20 protein-coding genes are annotated in these 18,762 nt (G+C 50.0%); 9 read left to right on the top strand and 11 right to left on the bottom strand.

What is annotated here, in order from left to right; genetic code table 11:
* Positions 1–8 precede the first annotated feature (8 nt).
* Positions 9–1,109, top strand: coding sequence for a general secretion pathway protein GspB (locus tag TW77_RS25060; protein WP_046003604.1), 1,101 nt, complete (start codon positions 9–11; stop codon positions 1,107–1,109).
* 9 nt (positions 1,110–1,118) lie between these two features.
* Here TW77_RS25060 and TW77_RS03645 read toward each other — a convergent pair whose 3' ends face one another.
* Complete coding sequence (locus TW77_RS03645; RefSeq protein WP_082078817.1) at positions 1,119–2,321, bottom strand: HD-GYP domain-containing protein; 1,203 nt, start codon at positions 2,319–2,321, stop codon at positions 1,119–1,121.
* A gap of 174 nt (positions 2,322–2,495) precedes the next feature.
* Between TW77_RS03645 and TW77_RS03640 the strand changes: the two genes are divergently transcribed.
* A complete protein-coding gene (locus tag TW77_RS03640; protein ID WP_156158598.1) occupies positions 2,496–3,818 on the top strand; it encodes a M20 metallopeptidase family protein in 1,323 nt (440 codons plus the stop codon).
* Here the strand turns inward: TW77_RS03640 and rluA are convergent.
* Positions 3,796–4,449, bottom strand: coding sequence for a bifunctional tRNA pseudouridine(32) synthase/23S rRNA pseudouridine(746) synthase RluA (gene rluA / locus TW77_RS03635; protein WP_205623844.1), 654 nt, complete (start codon positions 4,447–4,449; stop codon positions 3,796–3,798). The genes TW77_RS03640 and rluA overlap by 23 nt on opposite strands.
* Before the next feature lie 154 nt (positions 4,450–4,603).
* Between rluA and TW77_RS24100 the strand changes: the two genes are divergently transcribed.
* Positions 4,604–5,188 carry an alpha-ketoglutarate-dependent dioxygenase AlkB gene (locus tag TW77_RS24100; RefSeq protein WP_052713023.1) on the top strand — a complete coding sequence of 195 codons (585 nt, stop codon included), beginning with the start codon at positions 4,604–4,606 and terminating at the stop codon, positions 5,186–5,188.
* Positions 5,189–5,204: 16 nt separating this feature from the next.
* On the top strand, positions 5,205–5,912 hold the full coding sequence (locus TW77_RS03625) for a nitrilase-related carbon-nitrogen hydrolase (protein WP_046003601.1): 708 nt from the start codon (positions 5,205–5,207) through the stop codon (positions 5,910–5,912).
* On the opposite strand, the gene TW77_RS03620 is transcribed toward TW77_RS03625, so the two are convergent.
* The gene (locus TW77_RS03620; RefSeq protein WP_046003600.1) at positions 5,879–6,799 is read right to left on the bottom strand and encodes a LysR family transcriptional regulator; all 921 of its coding nucleotides are present in this window, start codon (positions 6,797–6,799) and stop codon (positions 5,879–5,881) included. The genes TW77_RS03625 and TW77_RS03620 overlap by 34 nt on opposite strands.
* A 188-nt stretch (positions 6,800–6,987) precedes the next feature.
* Between TW77_RS03620 and TW77_RS03615 the strand changes: the two genes are divergently transcribed.
* Genes TW77_RS03615 through TW77_RS03605 form a run of 3 tightly spaced genes read left to right on the top strand, consistent with a single transcriptional unit; the run spans position 6,988 to position 8,188 of the window.
* Complete coding sequence (locus tag TW77_RS03615) at positions 6,988–7,596, top strand: glutathione S-transferase family protein (RefSeq protein ID WP_046003599.1); 609 nt, start codon at positions 6,988–6,990, stop codon at positions 7,594–7,596.
* On the top strand, positions 7,596–7,979 hold the full coding sequence (locus TW77_RS03610) for a nuclear transport factor 2 family protein (protein ID WP_046003598.1): 384 nt from the start codon (positions 7,596–7,598) through the stop codon (positions 7,977–7,979). Before TW77_RS03615 ends, TW77_RS03610 begins: the two co-directional genes overlap by 1 nt.
* 2 nt (positions 7,980–7,981) lie before the next feature.
* On the top strand, positions 7,982–8,188 hold the full coding sequence (locus TW77_RS03605) for a tautomerase family protein (RefSeq protein WP_046003597.1): 207 nt from the start codon (positions 7,982–7,984) through the stop codon (positions 8,186–8,188).
* On the opposite strand, the gene TW77_RS03600 is transcribed toward TW77_RS03605, so the two are convergent.
* From TW77_RS03600 to TW77_RS03585, 4 genes are all read right to left on the bottom strand, one after another.
* The gene (locus TW77_RS03600; protein ID WP_046003596.1) at positions 8,189–8,572 is read right to left on the bottom strand and encodes a winged helix-turn-helix transcriptional regulator; all 384 of its coding nucleotides are present in this window, start codon (positions 8,570–8,572) and stop codon (positions 8,189–8,191) included.
* A gap of 175 nt (positions 8,573–8,747) precedes the next feature.
* Complete coding sequence (locus TW77_RS03595) at positions 8,748–10,445, bottom strand: HEAT repeat domain-containing protein (protein WP_046003595.1); 1,698 nt, start codon at positions 10,443–10,445, stop codon at positions 8,748–8,750.
* Entirely contained in the window at positions 10,442–12,292 is a 1,851-nt protein-coding gene (locus TW77_RS03590) for a hypothetical protein (protein WP_046003594.1), read from the bottom strand. The genes TW77_RS03595 and TW77_RS03590 overlap by 4 nt, the downstream gene beginning before the upstream one ends.
* Positions 12,293–12,440: 148 nt before the next feature.
* Entirely contained in the window at positions 12,441–12,761 is a 321-nt protein-coding gene (locus tag TW77_RS03585) for a hypothetical protein (RefSeq protein ID WP_046003593.1), read from the bottom strand.
* A gap of 207 nt (positions 12,762–12,968) precedes the next feature.
* Here TW77_RS03585 and TW77_RS03580 point away from each other — a divergent pair, with 207 nt between their 5' ends.
* Positions 12,969–13,763, top strand: coding sequence for a putative porin (locus tag TW77_RS03580; RefSeq protein ID WP_046003592.1), 795 nt, complete (start codon positions 12,969–12,971; stop codon positions 13,761–13,763).
* A 50-nt stretch (positions 13,764–13,813) separates the two neighbouring features.
* Here the strand turns inward: TW77_RS03580 and TW77_RS03575 are convergent, their stop codons facing one another.
* Both TW77_RS03575 and TW77_RS03570 read right to left on the bottom strand, forming a co-directional pair.
* Positions 13,814–14,026 (bottom strand): helix-turn-helix domain-containing protein, encoded by a 213-nt coding sequence (locus TW77_RS03575; protein WP_046003591.1) that lies wholly within the window; start codon positions 14,024–14,026, stop codon positions 13,814–13,816.
* 3 nt (positions 14,027–14,029) lie between these two features.
* Positions 14,030–14,545, bottom strand: a complete 516-nt coding sequence (locus TW77_RS03570) for a hypothetical protein (protein ID WP_046003590.1) — start codon at positions 14,543–14,545, stop codon at positions 14,030–14,032.
* Positions 14,546–14,683: 138 nt separating this feature from the next.
* Here TW77_RS03570 and TW77_RS03565 point away from each other — a divergent pair, with 138 nt between their 5' ends.
* Entirely contained in the window at positions 14,684–16,759 is a 2,076-nt protein-coding gene (locus TW77_RS03565; RefSeq protein ID WP_240479455.1) for a S9 family peptidase, read from the top strand.
* Between the two features lie 50 nt (positions 16,760–16,809).
* On the opposite strand, the gene TW77_RS03560 is transcribed toward TW77_RS03565, so the two are convergent.
* Both TW77_RS03560 and TW77_RS03555 read right to left on the bottom strand, forming a co-directional pair.
* Complete coding sequence (locus tag TW77_RS03560) at positions 16,810–17,991, bottom strand: acyltransferase family protein (RefSeq protein ID WP_046003588.1); 1,182 nt, start codon at positions 17,989–17,991, stop codon at positions 16,810–16,812.
* Positions 17,992–18,116: 125 nt separating this feature from the next.
* The gene (locus tag TW77_RS03555; RefSeq protein WP_046003587.1) at positions 18,117–18,641 is read right to left on the bottom strand and encodes a cytochrome b; all 525 of its coding nucleotides are present in this window, start codon (positions 18,639–18,641) and stop codon (positions 18,117–18,119) included.
* Positions 18,642–18,762: the final 121 nt, after the last annotated feature.

Genomic DNA, 18,762 nt, shown 5'->3' with positions numbered 1-18,762 from the left:
GGTGTGATATGTCGTACCTAATCAATGCATTAAAACAATCTCAACAAATCGACTCAGAGCAGGATTACCAACAATCACGTCATGAGCAACAGGTTCGCTTTTATCGCCGTTTAAGCCTCACTCTGGGAGGCGCACTCATTAGCGTGTGCGCGCTGGGAGCGGGTTATTTTGTCGGTGAAGCCTTTCAGGGAGAGCCACAAGAAGAAGTCATCGCAAGCGTTGCTGACAAAGGCACTGACGTTACTGCGGTGGCTGGCGATAAGCAGGCCGAGACACCGCAAAGCGCGCAGCCTCAGGCAGTAAACACACCTGCCCCGGCGACGGTTAATCAGGTAGTGGCGACCAATCCAGCTGTGGTACAAGGCGGACAAATTGTAAATCAGCCGATAAATCAGGGCGCTAATCCGGCAATCAATCCTGTGATGCACAGTGCGCAGCGTCAGATCCATTATCAGTGGATGTCGGTTCAGGTCGGGTTTGACTCCCAGGGGCAGCCCGTTTACTCGCAACAGCTGGTGCCAGTATCTGCCAATGGCCAGATAATCCAGCAGCCTGTAGGCGCTCAGTATGCGGCTACGCAACCGGCTTACCAGACCAATAATGTCCCTGTTTTTGCCACCAATCAGGGACAAGTGGCTCAACAGCCGCTTGACGACCTCAGTGGTTATCGGGTGCTGGGCGTGCCACTTGAGCAAGCTCGCGCGAATGCCGCCCGGCAGGAAGCGCAGCGCCAGCAAGATGAAGCACTGGCAGATGTGCCAGACGAGCTGAAAAAAGCTTTTGAACAGGCGGTGGAAAAAACCGCGCCCAAGTCGGAGCGCATTGTCTCTGAGGTGCTCTCCAGCACCAAAGGATCTGCACGGGCAACACCGGTAGAGTTACTGCCCCCGCAGCTTCAAAACAGCTTACCAAGGGTGCGCTACCAGGCACATATTTATGCCACTGACGCCGAGAAACGCTGGATCAAGCTCAATAATCGGGAGTTATACGAGGGCGACAACATGGGGGCCCTGCAACTGGTAGAGATCACCCCCGAGCAGGCGTTGTTTGACTTTGATGGTATCGAGTTCACCTTGCAGGCCATGCAGGATTGGCCCGAAGGCGAGTAACAACGCCTTTTAAGGCATCATGGTGTGGCGGAAAAAGCGGATCAGGTCAATGCTGAAGTCTTCCGGTTTTATCGCCGCTTCCAGCTCATCGGTCACACGCTTGTCGGCCAGATCGATGTCTTTTACCTCGGTGTACAGCATGTTTTTGGCGTGATAAAACACCTTCACCACCGGCTTAAGTGGCTCTTTTGGGTTACTTGAGGCGACGATGCCAATGCGTTCACTTTTGAGTTTCACCAGGGTGCCCACCGGGTAGACCCCAATGCAGTTAATAAAGTGCGCCAGCAGATCTGCATCATAATGATCCGGCGTGCCTTCTTTTAAAATACGAAAGGCGCGGATTGGGGTCAGGCCAACCTTATACACCCGCTCGGCGGTCAGCGCATCATACACATCCACAATGGCCGCCATGCGAACATACTGGGACAGCTCGTCGGCTTTTTTGCCAAACGGATAGCCGCTGCCGTCCAGTCGTTCATGGTGAAACCCGGCAATTTCGGTGGCTATTTGTCCGAGCCCGCTTTGGGCAACAATTTCATAGCTGTATTTGGCATGATCCATCATTAAGTGGTATTCATCGTCACTGAGCTTACCGGGTTTATTGAGGATCTCGTTGGAGATTTTAATTTTGCCAATATCGTGTAACAGCGCCCCGGTGGCCAGCTGCTCTATGATATTGCGCTCCAGACCAAGGTGTTTGGCGAAAATACTCATTAAAATTGAGACGTTCAAAGAGTGTTCGAGTAAGTAGCTGTCTTTTTCGCGGATCCGGGCAATGCAGGCCAGGGCGTCCTGATTGCGAAATATCGAATCTATGAACCCGGACGCCGTTTGTTTAAACTCTTCGACGGCGATGGCCTTACCCGCTTTGACATCCGCAAAGGCTTTTTCCTGAATTCCCTTGGCTTCTTCATACAGGGCGGTGGCCAGGTCCAGCTCGGCGTCAACACTGGTGGTTTTGTGCCACGGGTCGTGGACAGTGACATTGTCTTGCTGGGCAGCTTCGTTGTGCTCAGGTGGTGTTTGCTGCTTGGCCTGTAAGGCTTTATCCGGGTCGATTTCGACTTCCAGCACGCCGGCTTTTTGTAAAGCCTCAATGGCGCCTTGCGTACGTACCCAGCCCTGGCTTTTCACGCGTACATGACCGTCTTGTCGGGTTACGCCTACAACGAACATGCCTGGTTTTAAGTCATTGATTGTTATCGTTTTCACGGACACTACAAGATAGTGGTTCAGACTTTAAGCTTAGCAAAGCTTAAGCAGAAAGAAAGGAATATTCCGCTATGTTTATCCGCTGTATTACCTCCGCGATAACGCAAAGAGGTTGCAATTTATAGCAATTCTTCGCAAGCTGGTTATCCCTTAAAAACACTAAGAATAACAATGATGAAAACACTACTACCTGCACTATCACTGGTGCTGGCAAGCCATGGCGCGCTGGCATATCAACTGGATACTGAAGTTGCGCGGGCTTTACCTGAGCTTAAAGCACTCTATTTACACTTACATCAGAATCCCGAGCTTTCTTATCAGGAAACGCAAACGGCCAAGCGGCTGGCGTCTGAGCTTAAACAACTGGGCTTTGAGGTCACCGAGCAGATTGGCGGCCATGGTGTGGTAGCACTGCTGCGCAACGGCGAGGGGCCAACGGTGATGATCCGCGCCGATACCGATGGTCTGCCGATTGTTGAGCAAACCGGCAAACCCTATGCCTCTAAAGTGCGGGTGAAAGATGCCAGCAATAATGAAGTCGGGGTGATGCATGGCTGTGGCCATGACATTCACATGACCAGTTTTATCGGCACCGCCCAGCAGCTGGCGAATAACCGCGACCAGTGGCAGGGCACATTAATGATGGTGGCGCAACCGGCAGAAGAAGTGGGCGCGGGCGCCAAAGCCATGCTCAAAGAAGGGTTGTTCAGCCGCTTTGCCAAACCCGATCATGTACTTGGACTGCATGTCAGTGCCTCTTTGCCAGCCGGTCAGGTGGCCATTGCGCCGGGCTATGCGCTGGCCAATGTAGACTCGGTAGACATCATAGTGCGCGGCAAGGGCGGTCACGGTGCCTATCCTCATACCACGGTAGACCCTGTGGTGCTGGCATCACGCATTGTACTGGCGGCGCAAACCATTACCAGCCGCGAGATCTCACCACTGAAGCCCTCGGTGATCACGGTGGGATCCATTCATGGCGGCTCGAAACACAACATCATTTCCAACGAAGTGAAGCTTCAGCTGACACTGCGCTCTTACGACCCGGCAGTGCGTGAACAGCAAATTGCCGCGCTGGAGCGCATGACTAAGGGGATTGCACAAAGTGCAGGGCTACCGCCGGAACTGGCTCCCATCGTGTATGTGCATGAAGAAGAGAGCATTCCGTCAACCTACAATACGCCTGAGCTGGCTGTGCGGGTAGAAAAAAGCATTCGTGCCGAGCTGGGCGATGAACAGGTTGTCAAAGCAGAGCCTGTGATGGCTGGGGAAGACTTTGGTTTGTACGGTCGCACACCGGAAAATATCCCGGCAACCATCTTCTGGCTGGGTGGCGTTGAGCCAGACGCCTATCGTCAGGCCCAGTTTTCGGGTGAGCCTTTGCCATCGCTGCATTCAAGCAAGTTTGCGCCAGACTATCCGCTGACTATCAAAACTGGTGTACGCGCGATGACGGCCAGCGCGCTGGACTTGTTTAAAACGGCACCGGCGCTGTAAAGGTCATCATTTGCTCTGATATGGGGTGACAGATCTGCAGCATCTCGGCATGCAGTTGCAGCCGGGACGCCGCCGCCAGTGCCTCGCCCTGCGCATAAAGCCGGTCGCCCAAAATGGGATGACCCAGAGACAGCATGTGTACACGCAGCTGATGTGAGCGTCCGGTGATGGGCGTTAATTTAACCCGGGTGGCGTGCGCTTCGTGGGATAACACTTCAAAATGCGTCAGCGAAGGCTTGCCGGTCTCGTGACAGACCATTTGTTTTGGGCGGTTTGGCCAGTCGCAGATCAGGGGCAGGTCTACCGAGCCGCTGGACTGAGCTAACCTGCCATGGACCCGGGCAATATAGCGCTTGGCGGTCAGGCGGTCCTGAAACTGAATGCTGAGAAAGCGATGTGCTGCCTTGTGCATTGCCAGACAAAGTACCCCAGATGTGGCCATATCCAGACGATGGACTATCTTTGCATTCGGGTAGACGAGGTTCACCCGGCTGATCACGCTGTCCCAGTGTTTTGGATCTTTACCCGGCACACTCAGCAAGCCACTGGGCTTATTTAGTACCAGCATGTGGTCGTCCTGATAGAGAATATCAAGATAAGGATCGGTGGGGGGAGCGTAATTGACTAACACTAATAACCTGCAACTGGCATCGACTTCAAGGGCCGACATTTTACCTAGCGACAGGCGAAAACGCCAATCACAAAATGTGTAACGGGGTGTTATTGACAGTTGCACGGGGATCGGTAACAGTGCAGGTTACCAGACGCGCAACAAGGAATGAGCTATGACGTTGCCATTGCAATGCGAATCAAGCTACGAGCCCGATTTTCTCAGCGACTCAGAAAGCCAGGCGTTATTTCAGTGGCTCAGCGAACACTTTGACTTGTCACAGCCAGAAACCATCGAGATGCCGGATGGCTCTGATGTGGCAATTTTGCCCTGGAAAATGAACCTGTTGTCTCCTGAACTCATCGCATCCGGCCGGTTTGAGCGACACCACGGCAGACAATCCCCCTGGTTTCCCTTAATCGATACCATTCATCAACGCCTTGTTGAACGTACCGGACTCAGCTTTCCCGTATGCGTTTGTATTTATTACCCTGACGGAGACGAGTGGATGGATTTCCATTGTGATTTATCCGCATTCGGGTCAACCAAGGTGATCCCGTCTTTGAGCATAGGCGCAAAACGGACTTTTCAGGTCCGTAGTCAGGCAGATCATCAGGATCTACACTCAATTGAGCTTGAAAACGGCTCTTTGTTTATCATGGGCTGTGGTTTTCAGACACAGTATCAGCACGCGGTACCAAGGGCACCCGGAGCCGGCCCCCGTTTTAATCTGACTTTTCGTCAGTTTGGTCCGTATTAGCCTCAAGGGAGTTAAGATGAAAATTGGCTTTTTTCAGTTTGACGTAGCGTTCGCCGAGCCTCAGCAAAACCGTGATGCCATCCGAGCTGCGCTGACAAGTCATGAATTTGACCTGATACTGCTGCCTGAGTTGTGCACCACGGGGAGTATTTTTTTCGACCGCCATCAGGTCAGTGAATTGGCCGAAGACCTGTATCATGGACCGTCTTCACAGCTGCTGCAAACCCTGGCCCGGGAAAAGTCGGCATGTATCGTCGCCGGGCTGGCCGAATGTTATGAGGGGCAGCTCTATAACAGTACCTTGCTTGCAGGCCCCGGCGGCTTACTCGGTGTGCATCGCAAAGTGCACCTCGCACCGACAGATCAGTTACGATTTGTGCCTGGTAAGGACTTCTGCGTGTATGAAGTCCAGGGGGTCAAAGTAGGTGTCCTGTTGTGTTACGACATCTGGTTTGAAGATGGCCTGGCCAGCCTCAAAGAGCAGGGCGTGCAGATCATTCTTAATCCGTCGAACTTTTGCGGAGAAGACAGCCTGGCTGTGATCAAAAAGGCGGCCAAAGACTACGGCGTGTATGTTATCGCAGCTAACCGTTTGGGGATGGATCACGACTGTAATACGGGAGTACGCTTTATTGGCAACAGCCTGATTGTTGACCCGCAAGGCAAAGTCCTGGTGCAGGGAGACGAATCTCAGCAATTGCGGGTGATTGAACTGGCGTTTTGATCAGGTTCTGGATAATGATGTGTAAACCAGTGCTGTAAAAACTGAATGCATTGCAATACGCTGGCCGGAACGTGATGGCGGGCAGGATAGAGTGCCAGCAAGGTGAGTTGTGGCTTCTTACTGTCTGGCAGAATACTGACTACCTCTTTGCTCGCAATTGCTTGCCGGCAGGCAAATTCAGGTAAGATACCAATACCCAATCCAGCTTTAATGGACTCCAGCATAAACAGGACGTTGTTCGCTTTTAGTGTGCCCGAAATCTTCACTCCTTCAGCCAACGGCCAGATATTTTTTCCTTTAAAGTAGCGGTATTCAAAGCAGTTATGCTGAGCTAAATCCCGCGGTTGTTCAATGGCTGGGTTTTTTGCCAGGTATTCGGGGCTGGCGCAAATATGATAGTCAAAACGGGTTATTTCACGTCCAATGTAATTACTGTCGATGGGTCGGCTGGTGGCGCGCAGACCCAGATCAAACCCTTGCTCAACCAGGTCTATATCTTCATCACCAAGATGAATGTCGAGTTCTATATTCGGGTAGGCTTGCATAAAGTCTGCAAACACTTTTCCCAAATCTGTGATCCCCAGCACCATAGGCAAATTAATTTTTAACTTGCCTTTGGGCGCCTGCTGCGTTGACAGAACAAAGGAATCCGCTTCTTCCAGTTTACTGAGAATATCTCTGGCACGTTGTAAATAGCCCTCACCGACTTGGGTCAGCTGGAGATGGCGGGTAGTGCGGTGGAGCAAGCGCGCACCAAGTTGATCCTCAAGGCGGCTAATCTCTTTGCTGATCATCGATTTTGATGTGTTGAACTGTTCAGCAACCCGGGTAAAGCTGCCAACCTCCGCTAATTTCACAAAGAGTTCAATGGCACGTAGCTTGTTCATTTAAATTATCCTTAGGGGCAGTCGGGCATATCAAATCAAGGATATACTGTTTCTTGTGTGTGAACACTTGGTTTCTTTTGTAGTTATATATCAAACAAAGCACAAGTCATAGACTAACAGGGTTGAACATATCCGCAGCTGAAGAACGCTGAATTCATCTGTATTACACAACAAGAAGGACTATGACTATGTACACCTTATACTACAAGCAAGAAGCCTGCTCACTGGCCGTACACACCGTATTGCGTGAGCTTATGCAGGATGTGACGCTTATCCGCGCCGACAGCCTCAGAGATTTTTCCGCCGTGAACCCCGGGCTAAAGGTACCGGTATTGACAGATGGCGACGAAAAGCTGGTTGAAGGGGCTGCGATTATGCTTCATCTTACCAGCAAGCACCCCAGTCGTTTGTTTCCCACAGAGCAGGGGCCTGCTCGTCGCCGTGCAGTGGAGCATTTGTTGTTTGCCAATGCCACCATGCACCCAGCCTACTCCAAATTGTTTTTTGTTGCGCACGCTACAGAAGAGGGGCCAGTGCGTCAGCAGTTATTTGAGGCGGCCGCAAAGGCGATCAATCAGTTATGGGAGCAGGTTGAATCTCAGTTGCAATCTCAGCCATTTCTGGGTGGCCAGCATGCCTGTGTCGCCGATATTTTGCTGGCTGTTTATTCGCGCTGGGGAGCCGCCTTTCCTGTCGACATTGTAATTCCCCCTCGCACTGCGCGCATGATTGAAGCGGTTACTTGCATGCCAGGTTTTGTTGCGGCCTTACAGGCTGAACAGGCGCAGGGGGCATAATGGATCATGTAGAGATGAAAAGGGATCTGAGCGAGATCCGGGCCATGGTGCAATGTTACTTTACAGGCCTACATGAGGGCGATAGTGAGACATTACGAAACCTGTTTCACCCCGACTGCTGGCTAAAAGCACCGGGTTTGAGGCGCACCCGGGATGAATGGCTGAAACTGGTCAGCGAACGCACGTCACCGGCAGAAAACGGCGATGAATTTGCCTATCAGATATTGGCAATAGACTTGCTTGGGCAACAAGCCATGGTCAAGGTGTTATGCCCGCTGTTTGAACATCACTATATCGACTTTCTGGGCCTGCTGAAAGAGCAGGGGCAGTGGCGGATAGTCAACAAAATGTATGCGAATTTACCACACACAGATCAGGAGTAACTATGCCTTATATCCATATCAAAATCACCGATGAGGGCGTGACCAACGCGCAGAAACAGTCACTGATCAAAGGCGCCACCCAGCTGATGGTCGATGTACTGGGTAAAAATCCACAGACGACGTTTGTGGTTATTGACGAAGTCCCCACTGACAACTGGGGGATTGGCTTTGAACAGGTCACGGCGCTCAGGCTGCGACAAGCACAATAATTACTGCTTATTGGCCTCGTCATACCGAGTACGGGCGGCGCTTATTTCATCGAAGTGATCGTCGGCCCAGGACACCAGTTGCCAGGCGGATTTGGCAAGCCCGCGTCCCAGCTCGGTGAGCTCATATTCGACCTTAACGGGAACCTCAGCATAAACCGTGCGCTTAACATAGCCATCGCGCTCCATATCGCGCAAGGTCTGTGTCAGCATCCGCTGTGATATGCCCTTGATCCGTGATTTCAGGGCGTTGAAACGATCGGGGCCATCGACCAGTGCAAACAGAATTAAAATCGACCATTTGTCGCCTATCTGGGCGACCACATTGCGGATCGGGCAGCGTTCGTTTTGCTCAAAGACCCGGCGGGCGGGGCTTGTGTTACTCATAGGATGATTTCCTGACTTTATAGGTTGCTATACTTATTTTGGTGCTTAAGTATATATAAGTAACTAAAGAGGTGGAAGCCTTGAATAAAGACAAATAGCGCCGGATAAATACCATCTGACGACTGAAAAAATAAACCCCACTTTAAAATGTGGGGTTTATCATCACTCTGAGGCGCTATTGGGTCTTTTCTTCTTCGCTGTGTAGCAGTTTAATGATGGCCTTAAAATTACGCCGTGAGGTTTCGTTTTGCAGTGCCTGACGCAGTACGGGCTTTATACCGTCTTTTTGCTTTTGGGTCGCTAAGGCTTTGATAGCGGCCAGGCGAACGGCGTCGTCCTGATCACTAACCGCCATATTCAGCACGGTATCACTGGTTTTCGCACTCATCTGATAATTCCCCAGGGCACTGAGCAGCGCTTTTTTATTCCGCTCAGGCGACTTGAAGAAGTGCTGTTCCAGGTTTTGATAGGCCGTGTCGGTTTTCATCATGCCCAGCGCACGGATAGAAGCTTTCTCAATACGGGCGCTGTTGTCAGACAGGTGAGCTGCGAGCAATGGCTCATGCTGCGGGTTGCGACTGTTCCCCAGTGCGCTCAGCAGATTGGCGGTTTTTCCTTCGCTCTCGCCAAGCGTGATCTGCTCTGTGATAGCCAGGCTTATTTGCGCGGCAGTGTCAGAGGTGTCGCGATTGTTGAGTAAAATGCCCAATGTCATATAGAAACTGGATTCAACTTCCGCATCTAACGTGCTAAACCCATTGACCAGCATCTCCAGCAGCATATCCGTGGCTTGCTGTGACAGCGGCGCATTGCCCTGGGTCAGAGCACGCAGTGCACGGAACTGAGTGAGTGGTTGCTTCTCGGCTTGCAACAGACTGCTGAGTAAATGCTGGCTGGTTGCTGAGTCCAGCTGCCCGAGTGCATTAAACAGCCGCATCTGAGCTTTGTCGTTCAGCGTACCAGAGAGCATTAATGGACCCAGGGTGCCAATCACAGCATCGTATTTTTTTAGCAAAATAGACAGGGTATGAGCATCGATTTGGGTGATGTCCTGGCCTGTGATCAGCTGTTGCAACTCGGCGGCTAGGCGCGCTTTTTCGGCTTCACTGAGTTCAACCTGGGTGTGCTGCCAGCGTGTCAGGTCGTCGTCCAGTTCGTACAAGGGGGTGTTAAAAGTCTGGGCAACACGTGTCAGCGTATAGTTTTGCCGGGAGCCAAAACGCAGGTCGGTCCCGCTCAGCGCCAGCACTTCATTGCCTTCACGGTGTGCTAAAAAACAGCTATCCGGGGTGATCAGGTGGGCTGAATCGAGCACCTCAATGCGATTAAAGGTGCTCAGCACAGTGCGGTCAAAGTCGCTGTAGTGTTGTTTGACCATTTTTAGTTGCTTATCGGCTTGCTGGTATGCCGGCTGGTATTGTCCAAGGGTATCGGGCTCTTTGCTTACCTGACTGATATCACGTTGATACTGCAGATAATAAGCCAGCCCTTTGAGCTTGTCCTGGGTTTGCTGGTCGAGCTCAGCGGCAAAGTAGAAGTCGCTGATAAGCCCCTTGTCCGTTAATTTCAAGGCAAAAGCATGTTCATAACTGGGCAGCGGAATACGCGTTTTACCCTGAACGGCAGCAACCTGATCGGCCTTGATGGCCCACCAGTTTTTCTCGTCGCCTTTTTGCGCGGCTTTAAGCGACAGCTTGCCCTGCAAGTGCACAGTCGACATTTGCGGGGCACTTTGCAGCTTAATGTAATCAAAGGAAGTCTGGGTTTGGATATCAAACTGGTATTGTGGCTGGCAGAGTGTGCCAGCCATTACCTGAGCGCTTGTCAGCGCCACCCAGGGCGCTGCAAGCAGAGTCAATCGACACAAGGTCATAGTTCGATTTCGTCCTCTTTGGAATATAAAGTCCAGGATTTGTTATACACGCTTGGCGTTTGGTATAGCCACAGGTCGTAACGGTGAGTTTTCTTACCACACGGGTAAGGGATCCCCCACTTTTTACACCACTTTACGCCAATGGTTTCGGCGTATAAACCAAATTTACCTGAGATCACGTCAAGGTCGTTCTTCAGTTCAATACCGTAATAAATGTGCGGTGCTTTATTACTGGTTGAAACCAGAGCAAAGCCTGCATTGGACTCCATGGCAAAAGTGTTGTCGATTAAGGTCAAAATCGCCTGGATACCGGCTGAGACCAGGCCCAGGTTCACACCGCCACGGCCGAAGGCGCCAAAGTCGACATGGAACAGGTCACCTTCAGCATAGAGCTCTGCGTTGTAGCCGACTGTCAGCTCAAAACCCAGGTTACCGGTAACACCGGCTTCAACACTCATAGGCACCGGACCTATGGTAAAGCGGGCCTTTGCCAGCACTTTTTCTTCTTCCCAGGACTTTTCCCAGGACTTTTCGTACTTAGTGGTGTATTTCTCATCTTCAAACGCAACGTTATTAAAGATGATCATTTCAGACGCGTAGCCGGTGTTTTGGCCACTGACATAAGCGCTGCCATCGTAGGAAATACTGAACAGGGTGTTTTGTGCGTTGAAGAAGTAAGCCTCGACCACGCCTTCACCTGCAATGCGCCCGCCCGGATCGCCGGTCGGCACAATAAACAGCTGGCCGCTTAAATCAACGCCAACACTGAACTTAGACTTGTTACCGTAAGATTTATCAAATTCTTTCTCAAGCTTGATATTCGCCAGACCCACTGAATACTGGGCATCACGCTTTGCCAGGCTTTGCTCTGTATCCGTGCTCTCACCAGTAAAGAAGTACAAAGGGATCTCAGTTTCGATCACATTGTTGTCTGTGATAGTTTCTGCATTTTGCGCCAGATCCGTTAAGGTAAAACGAACTTGCAAAGACTGCCCCACAGTTGCGTCATAACCCTGATAAATCTGGCTAAGCAGGGCGTCATCCAGGGCAATGTCAAAACCAATGTGCTCATCGTGCAAGCCGGCAGTAAAGTTATGGGTGAGTTGCGCCTCGTACGCGGTATTTTCGGCATTCCAGAAATGGGTTGCTTGCCAGTTGCCGTTTACCAACACTTCTGCTGTGATAGCGGTACTACCCAGGTTCGAACCTTCGTAATCTGCGCTCAGGTAGCCAACTAAGTCGGAATGATGGTCACTGGTGCCATCGGTATTGTCAGGCACATCCAGGATCAAAGCCTGCTGACCAAACTGTGCATCCAGTAGTTTGTAATCATGGCTTTCTAAAACACGGACATGTACGTCTGCAAATGGAAATTCGCCATCAGCAAAAGGCGCATGATCAACCGATGGATGGTTGTCTTCTTCTACGTCTTCCACATGGTCATCATGAGGGTCAATCTGTGCGATTAAGTGATAGTGGCCACCCAGCAGGGTATCCGGAATGGTGATCTCGGTTTCAAAGCTGTGGCTGCCTTCACTGACCTGAGTCAGCTCCAGTGCGCCCACTTTGTGTACTTCTTCAATTTCGGCTTCTTCACCGTTGCTGGTATCCAGCTCGGCGGCATGAACCATATAAAAGTGTACATCAACATCAATGTCTTTAAAGCCGAGGATGTCGACCTCATAGTAAACCTTCACAGCGGTATTTGGCTCTAGTGTTTCAAGCGGACCTGTGGAGACTTTGGTGATGGCAATATTGCTTTGTACTTCGTCGTTACTGCCTAGCTGACAACCAGACAGCAAGGTTAGCATCGCACCGGCTAACATGGCACGTGTAAAATGGCGCATTGTATTTCCTACTCTATTCTTACCCAATGTTGAGTATATCGCAAAAATATGGAGGAATAATGAGTTTGGACGGGATTGCTTTACTCAGGTAGCCGGGAAGTATGAGGTGCCTTGCTTGAGTCGCGATAGGCACCTGGGATCAGTGCTGTTAAAGCATGACGTAGTTAATGCGGCAGCGATCGCCAATTTTGTAGGCGCTATCTGCCGCCTGGATCATAATGGCTTTACCAGAAAGGTGTGCCGCGAGCAGTGTGCTATATACCAGCTGTTTATTGTCTGAAGTATCGGGCAGGAAAAAGCCGCCAGAGCAAATACTAGGGTTGTTTTTCAGACTCACCCAGACACCATATGTGTCCGAACCTGATACCCAGGTCCTCATATTTGCAATCTCGCCATTGTGATTCGTCATGCCCGCCATTGCGTTGAACATTGTCAGGGCTAACGCAAAGGTAATTGCTTTCTTTAACATAAATAATCCTTTAAATAAGTGTGAATAAAAGAAGGTTGTACCTTTTTTGATGTAATTATCAATGGTGCATCGATTTTGATTTTAGGTGGTTTTATCAGGCTGATTTCTATAAAAGTCATTGCGCGTTCAGTTTCGTTCTTATACCATCCGCCGCGCTCACGAAGTTGTGAGCATTACCGCTTTACTATATGGAAATAAAGGGTTTTTATGAAAAAGCTACTCACACTTGCGGCACTCGCCGCTGTTACCGCCACATCCGCTCACGCTACTGAGACCAAGCAATGGTTTAACAGTGCAACCTATACCGATCAGGACCGCACTTTTGATAACGATGCGTTGATGCTGAGCAGTCGTTACTTCTTTGCACCACAGCAGAGTTCAGGTGTTTGGGATGACTATGGTTACCTGGATACCGACAGCAATGTTGGCCTGAGTTACTACAACGACGAATATATGAACCGCTTCTCTTTTGCCGGTGAGGGATACTTTAGCAAAGAAGTATTCGTGGTTGGTCAGGTCAGCGACCTGGGTGAAATAGACGACCATTATACTTACGGGATCGGTTATCTGTATAACGACAAGCTGAAGCTCAGTGTTCGTCGCAATGAATTTGATCTGGGTGCCGACAGCACCTGGTTAAAAGCTCAGTATAATCATCAGCTTAATGATACTGACTATTTAGGTGTCACAATTGATACCGATGATGAAATGGACAACTATACGGTTTCAGGCCGCTACTTTATGCACCTGGATGCAGAGCGCTACATCAGCGTTGATGTATCCCATCATGAGGTCGATTTGGGTTCCTCAGATTTCTCGTATAACAATGCTCTGGTTAACTTCTACTTTAACCGCAACATTGCTGTGGGCGTGGGCTCTTATGACTCAGATTTAGCACTGGAAGGTAAGTACTTCTTTAACGACAGCTACTACCTAAGAGCTGAATACATAGATCGTGATGCCGGTGAAGAAACCAGCTTGCAGTTTGTGGCTCAGTTCTAACTCATCTTTGTGAGGTTTAGGGTTGCAGTGCATCTTGCAACCCTATGTTGTTACTCTCCATCTGGTTTAAAGGCCAGCAGATCGCCGGGCTGACAGTCTAAGTAGTGGCAGATCTGTGCCAGCGTTTCAAAGCGCACCCCTTTCACCTTACCGCGTTTTAGCAAAGACAAGTTGGCTTCAGTGATCCCAATGGCTTTGGCGAGTTCTTTGGATGACACTTTGCGCATTGCCATCACCACATCTAAGTTGACAACAATTTCCATGGCTTAAATAAACTCCTTGTTTTCATCTTCTATCTCTTTTGCTGCTTTTAGCAGGTAGGCCACCACAGCAAATAGTCCGAGCGTCATAAGTTCACCAAAGGGGATTTTCAGTACCACCTGATTGGAGTGGTAGAGCGTGTGATACCAATAATCCAGTGAAAAAGTCAGGCCAGACGAATAGAGTACCAAGGCAATTTTGGTCCAGATAAAGCCCTGATAGCAGATATAACAGCTGTGATGGAAAAACTGCCCGTTGCTAAAGAGTTTCAGGAGCCGAATGATCCAGTAAACGCTCAGTAACATGCCTACCAGTAATGGCACACTCAGACCAAACAACACGCCATTGCTTGCCTGTTCACTTTGCCAAAGTAAATCAAATGATTCACCTTCGACATAACGCACCTGTCCATTGATAGCCAGCTGATATGCAAGGAACGAAAATACCATGCCACTGATCCCCAATACCGCTGCACGAAAGGCGCCGCACCAGCGCTGAATTTTGTCTGTCGATTTGACCATAAAGCTCTCTTCTTTTGATGTTGTTATTGACACTAATCATACCATACAGAAACTAATTTCTGTAAAAATAAAATAAATTATCGTTTTACAATAATAAAAAGTCGTGTAATGATGTTTTCAACAAATGGAAGGAGTGACATGATGAAGAATAAAAAACAATTAACCAGACTGAAAGTAAGTGTTGCCTTAAGTGCCATTCTGAGCACAGCGATGCTGTCGGGGTGTGCGCAAAGCTCTGCACAACAGGGTGCGCAACCGGCTTTCCAGCAAAGCGCATTGGTTCAGGCTCCGGCTTTTGTCGATGTCGCAAGCTTGTTCGGCGGTAGCGATAAAAGTGCAGTAACACTCTCTCCCGATGGCAAATGGATTGCGTTCTTGAAAATGCACAATGGCGCGCAGAATTTGTTTTTAGTTGCAGCCGATACGCCCGATGCAACGCCTATTGCTGTAACGACCCTGACGGATTCAGTTGACAGCTTTATCTGGTCAGCACGCAAAAATGAGATCATTTTTAGCAAAGACCATCAGGGCAATGAGAATCGCCAGCTATATAAACTAGCGTTAAACAGCCAAAACCCGGCAATCAGTGCAATGACCCGCCTGACACATAATGATAAGGTGGATTACAAATTGCTGGAGCAGTCGCAGCACGATGCTAATACATTGATTGTGGCTGCAAACCACCTTGTTGCGGCGCGCAGAGACTTCTTCCATCTGGCGATGGACACAGGTCACCTTAAGCAGACTCAGATCAATGACCTCAATCTGTCTGATGCTCAGCTTAGCAGCACTGGCAAGGTTATCCTTGGCGCAGGCATGAATGATGACAATTCCTTCAGCTTGTATCAGTTCGACGGAAAAGCGTGGCAAAGCGTACTGAGAACACAAAGCGGTGAATTGCTGGATATTATCAGCTTTGATGAAGCGACCAATACGGCCTATATCGCGGCCAGTATTGAGGGGCGCGATAAACTGGAGCTGCTGCGGGTCAATCTGACAGACAAAACGATTGTGACTGAGCACAGGGATCCATTGGGAGAGTCTGATCTTCATCATGTGGTATTCGATGAGCAAGGACAGCTCCTGATAGCGTCCTATTACGGGGGGAGACTGCGTAATTACGCTATGACAGACGAGGCGGCCAAGGCATTGGCGCACATTGAAAGCTACTTCACTGAAGACGTTGAAATTAAAGTGGAAGAAGTGAATAAAGAAGGGCAGTGGATGGTGACTGTGTCCTATGCAGACAGACCCGATGAGAAGTATACCTATTCGCCGGCTCAGAACACCCTGACAGGGATGCTCAATGACGTGCCTGAGTTTGACCCTGCGCTGCTGGGAGACAGAAAGTCGATTACCTATAAGGCCTCTGATGGCGTTGAAATTCAGGCTTATCTGACTTTGCCCAAACATGTTAAAAAGAATTTGCCAACCATAGTACTGCCGCATGGTGGGCCCTGGGTGCGCGATCACTGGGGTTACAGCAGCGATTACTTTGTGCCCGTAGCCCATTATTTTGCTAACCGTGGTTATGCCGTATTACAACCTAACTTTCGCGGCTCACTCGGGTTTGGCAAGCGCTTTGTTCAGCTGGCCGAGAAAAACTGGGGCACAGGCACGATGCAACAGGACCTGACTGATGGCGTCAACTATTTGGTTGAGCAGGGCATTGCTGATAAACAGCGCGTTGGCATTATGGGTGCCTCTTATGGCGGCTATGCAGCACTGGCTGGCGCGACCTTTACCCCGGATGTGTACAAGGCGGTGATTTCTTATGTTGGCCCGTCCAGCTTGATCACCTTGATGGAGTCTTTCCCTGCGCATTATCGCCCTTATCTGGGTACCTGGTATGTGTCAGTGGGAGATCCAGAAGTGGCGAAAGACAGAGCCGATATGCACTCACGCTCACCAATTAACTTTGTGGACCAAATCAAGGCACCTTTGATGCTGGTGCAAGGGGCAAACGACCCCCGCGTGACACAGAGTGAGTCGGACAATATTGCCCGGGCTCTGGCTGCTAAAAACCATCCTCTTGAGTATCTTCTGGCTAAGGATGAAGGACATGGTTTCTTGAAACCGGATAATAAACTGGCCTCGATTGTGGCGATGGAGCAGTTCTTTGCCAAGCATCTGGGGGGCAGCGCATCGAAGCAGGTTGACCCGGATATCACAGCACATCTAGAGACTTTACGTGTTAATCTGGATAAACTCTAAGTGATAAAAAGCAGCACGGTGGATATATCGTGCTGCTTTCTTATTTACTGCTATGATGCTGTGGTTGTCTGATGTTGAACGGCCGCAGTTTTGACTTTTTTACCATTTAATAAGACCCCCAGCCAGGTGTGCCTGACCAGCAGCTGGTAGCTCACCAGGCCCAGTGTCATGGTTGCAGATATGGCAATGAACACTTTAAGCCAGGGCGACAGCGCCGTATTGCTTAGCGGGAACTGGATATACATTAGTACCGGTACATGGATGAGGTAGATCCAGTAAGAAGCATCCGATATATACTTGTTCAGTTGGCTGAATCGATTTAGCCACTTATAGCCTGCTAAAAAGGCAACCCCGGTCCAGCTGACAATTGCAATCGACTGAGCGATAACAACGTAGATATCGATATGCTCAGGGGTCGTGACGCCGGTATTTGCCGCTTGGATCACCGCGTCTAAAGAAGGCGGGGGTGGCATCAGATAAAAATAAGGCACTAACGACAGGCACGCCACTATCAGCAAAGGCGCAAAATAACGGGCATACTGCACTACTTTGGTATGATGGTGATAAAGCCCGGCACCGATTAAAAACAACACACCGTAAAAGCCATAGGACCACAATTGTGGGTAAAGCTTATCTGGCGCCGGGAACGGCACCAGCTGATGATACAGGGCCACGGTAAGCAAAATGGGTAAAGCGACAAGCAAAAAAGCGGGCCTTACCACCACGGCTAATATCGACTGATACAGGCCAGTGTGTTTTTGCAGCAGCCAGAACAGCAAACAGAACTGGGTCAGATTCCACAAAAACCATAAGTGCATCGTTGAGATAACCGGCTCTTTGACAGCCTCAAAAACCGTAAACAGGGCGGGGCTTTCGTGCATGATGTCTGCTCCCCAGCCAAGCGCATGGAACAGCACCAGCATGGTCAAGGGGTAGAACAGCACAAATGGCAGCAATACTCGCTTAAGCCGGTTGGTCACGAAGCCATTACCACCGCGTTTACTGATCAACAGCGCGGCACAAAATCCGGCAATAGCAAAAAACAGTGGCATTCTGAATAAGTGTGACCAGATAGCAAAGTAATCGAAGGCGACATGATTTGTCGAGTCGGCGGTAAACCAGATATTTGAAAAGTAAGGGCCGTAGGCCAGCGCGGCATGAAATACCACACCCAGTAAAAGGGCCAGGCTACGCAGATTGTCTATATAATGAAAACGAGGAGAAGTGTGCATAACGTTTATCCTTAAAAACTGCCACTTTGAACAGATTAACATCAATTGTCTTGAGAGCATACCTATACAGGGACACGATGTGGCTGAAAGCTATCCACCCTGGTACAACGACCGGTCTGTTATCCTTACAACATTCTTTGCAATATTGGCCGGCCAGCAAGCTGGTGCTTTATCACGGCCAGAATATGTAGTGTCACTATCAACAGTAGCAATATATTGCTGATCAGGTGGAGCCGGGCAAACCAATCCAGCGTCTGGGCGTCTGAAAGTAGGGGCGGTACTAAAATCCAGCCAAAGATGCTAAACGGGTGCTTCATCATCAGCACGCCCGAGCACAGTACAAGGGCGGTGAGCAGGTAAATGGCAATATGTGCGGTGCTTGCCAGCCGCGCCTGATGTGGCTTGAGTGCGATAATCTGAGCGGGAGGCGGGCACATTACCCTGTGCACCACACGCCAGATAAATACGGGGCAATAGACAAAGGTTAAAGCGACATTAAACCGACTGAGCGTGGTTTTTGTCGGGTTGTCCAGCTCAAATACCGCCATATAAAAGCCCGACAATAACGCCCACAGGATCACGCTGGCTGAGATCCAGTGCAAGGCACGAGCGGTGTAATCAAACTTTGCGGCATCGGTCGGGTGAGTCATAACAAGTGTCCTTTTTTTAATCACACTACTTTGCTGACAGTTAAAGCGGGGTTAACGTTTGGGTAAGGCGCCATTGCTACTTCACGAGCGCCTTCTGTCGGCACAGTCATCCGTTTCGTAC

The organism is Pseudoalteromonas rubra, assembly GCF_000967655.1.
In the GTDB taxonomy this organism is placed as follows: Bacteria; Pseudomonadota; Gammaproteobacteria; order Enterobacterales; family Alteromonadaceae; genus Pseudoalteromonas; species Pseudoalteromonas rubra_A.
Note: the sequence above shows the minus strand (reverse complement) of the source record. Positions and strands in the feature narration are given on the sequence as shown.

What these genes read in the sequence shown, in the direction of transcription:
- TW77_RS24100 (WP_052713023.1), top strand. Translation starts at nt 4,604, where the DNA reads ATGACGTTGCCATTGCAATGCGAATCAAGCTACGAGCCCGATTTTCTC.
- TW77_RS25060 (WP_046003604.1), top strand. Translation starts at nt 9, where the DNA reads ATGTCGTACCTAATCAATGCATTAAAACAATCTCAACAAATCGACTCA.
- TW77_RS03610 (WP_046003598.1), top strand. Translation starts at nt 7,596, where the DNA reads ATGGATCATGTAGAGATGAAAAGGGATCTGAGCGAGATCCGGGCCATG.
- TW77_RS03575 (WP_046003591.1), bottom strand. Translation starts at nt 14,026, where the DNA reads ATGGAAATTGTTGTCAACTTAGATGTGGTGATGGCAATGCGCAAAGTG.
- TW77_RS03555 (WP_046003587.1), bottom strand. Translation starts at nt 18,641, where the DNA reads ATGACTCACCCGACCGATGCCGCAAAGTTTGATTACACCGCTCGTGCC.
- TW77_RS03580 (WP_046003592.1), top strand. Translation starts at nt 12,969, where the DNA reads ATGAAAAAGCTACTCACACTTGCGGCACTCGCCGCTGTTACCGCCACA.
- TW77_RS03605 (WP_046003597.1), top strand. Translation starts at nt 7,982, where the DNA reads ATGCCTTATATCCATATCAAAATCACCGATGAGGGCGTGACCAACGCG.
- TW77_RS03640 (WP_156158598.1), top strand. Translation starts at nt 2,496, where the DNA reads ATGAAAACACTACTACCTGCACTATCACTGGTGCTGGCAAGCCATGGC.
- TW77_RS03595 (WP_046003595.1), bottom strand. Translation starts at nt 10,445, where the DNA reads ATGACCTTGTGTCGATTGACTCTGCTTGCAGCGCCCTGGGTGGCGCTG.
- TW77_RS03570 (WP_046003590.1), bottom strand. Translation starts at nt 14,545, where the DNA reads ATGGTCAAATCGACAGACAAAATTCAGCGCTGGTGCGGCGCCTTTCGT.
- TW77_RS03585 (WP_046003593.1), bottom strand. Translation starts at nt 12,761, where the DNA reads ATGTTAAAGAAAGCAATTACCTTTGCGTTAGCCCTGACAATGTTCAAC.
- TW77_RS03620 (WP_046003600.1), bottom strand. Translation starts at nt 6,799, where the DNA reads ATGAACAAGCTACGTGCCATTGAACTCTTTGTGAAATTAGCGGAGGTT.
- TW77_RS03590 (WP_046003594.1), bottom strand. Translation starts at nt 12,292, where the DNA reads ATGCGCCATTTTACACGTGCCATGTTAGCCGGTGCGATGCTAACCTTG.
- TW77_RS03560 (WP_046003588.1), bottom strand. Translation starts at nt 17,991, where the DNA reads ATGCACACTTCTCCTCGTTTTCATTATATAGACAATCTGCGTAGCCTG.
- TW77_RS03600 (WP_046003596.1), bottom strand. Translation starts at nt 8,572, where the DNA reads ATGAGTAACACAAGCCCCGCCCGCCGGGTCTTTGAGCAAAACGAACGC.
- TW77_RS03565 (WP_240479455.1), top strand. Translation starts at nt 14,684, where the DNA reads ATGATGAAGAATAAAAAACAATTAACCAGACTGAAAGTAAGTGTTGCC.
- TW77_RS03615 (WP_046003599.1), top strand. Translation starts at nt 6,988, where the DNA reads ATGTACACCTTATACTACAAGCAAGAAGCCTGCTCACTGGCCGTACAC.
- TW77_RS03625 (WP_046003601.1), top strand. Translation starts at nt 5,205, where the DNA reads ATGAAAATTGGCTTTTTTCAGTTTGACGTAGCGTTCGCCGAGCCTCAG.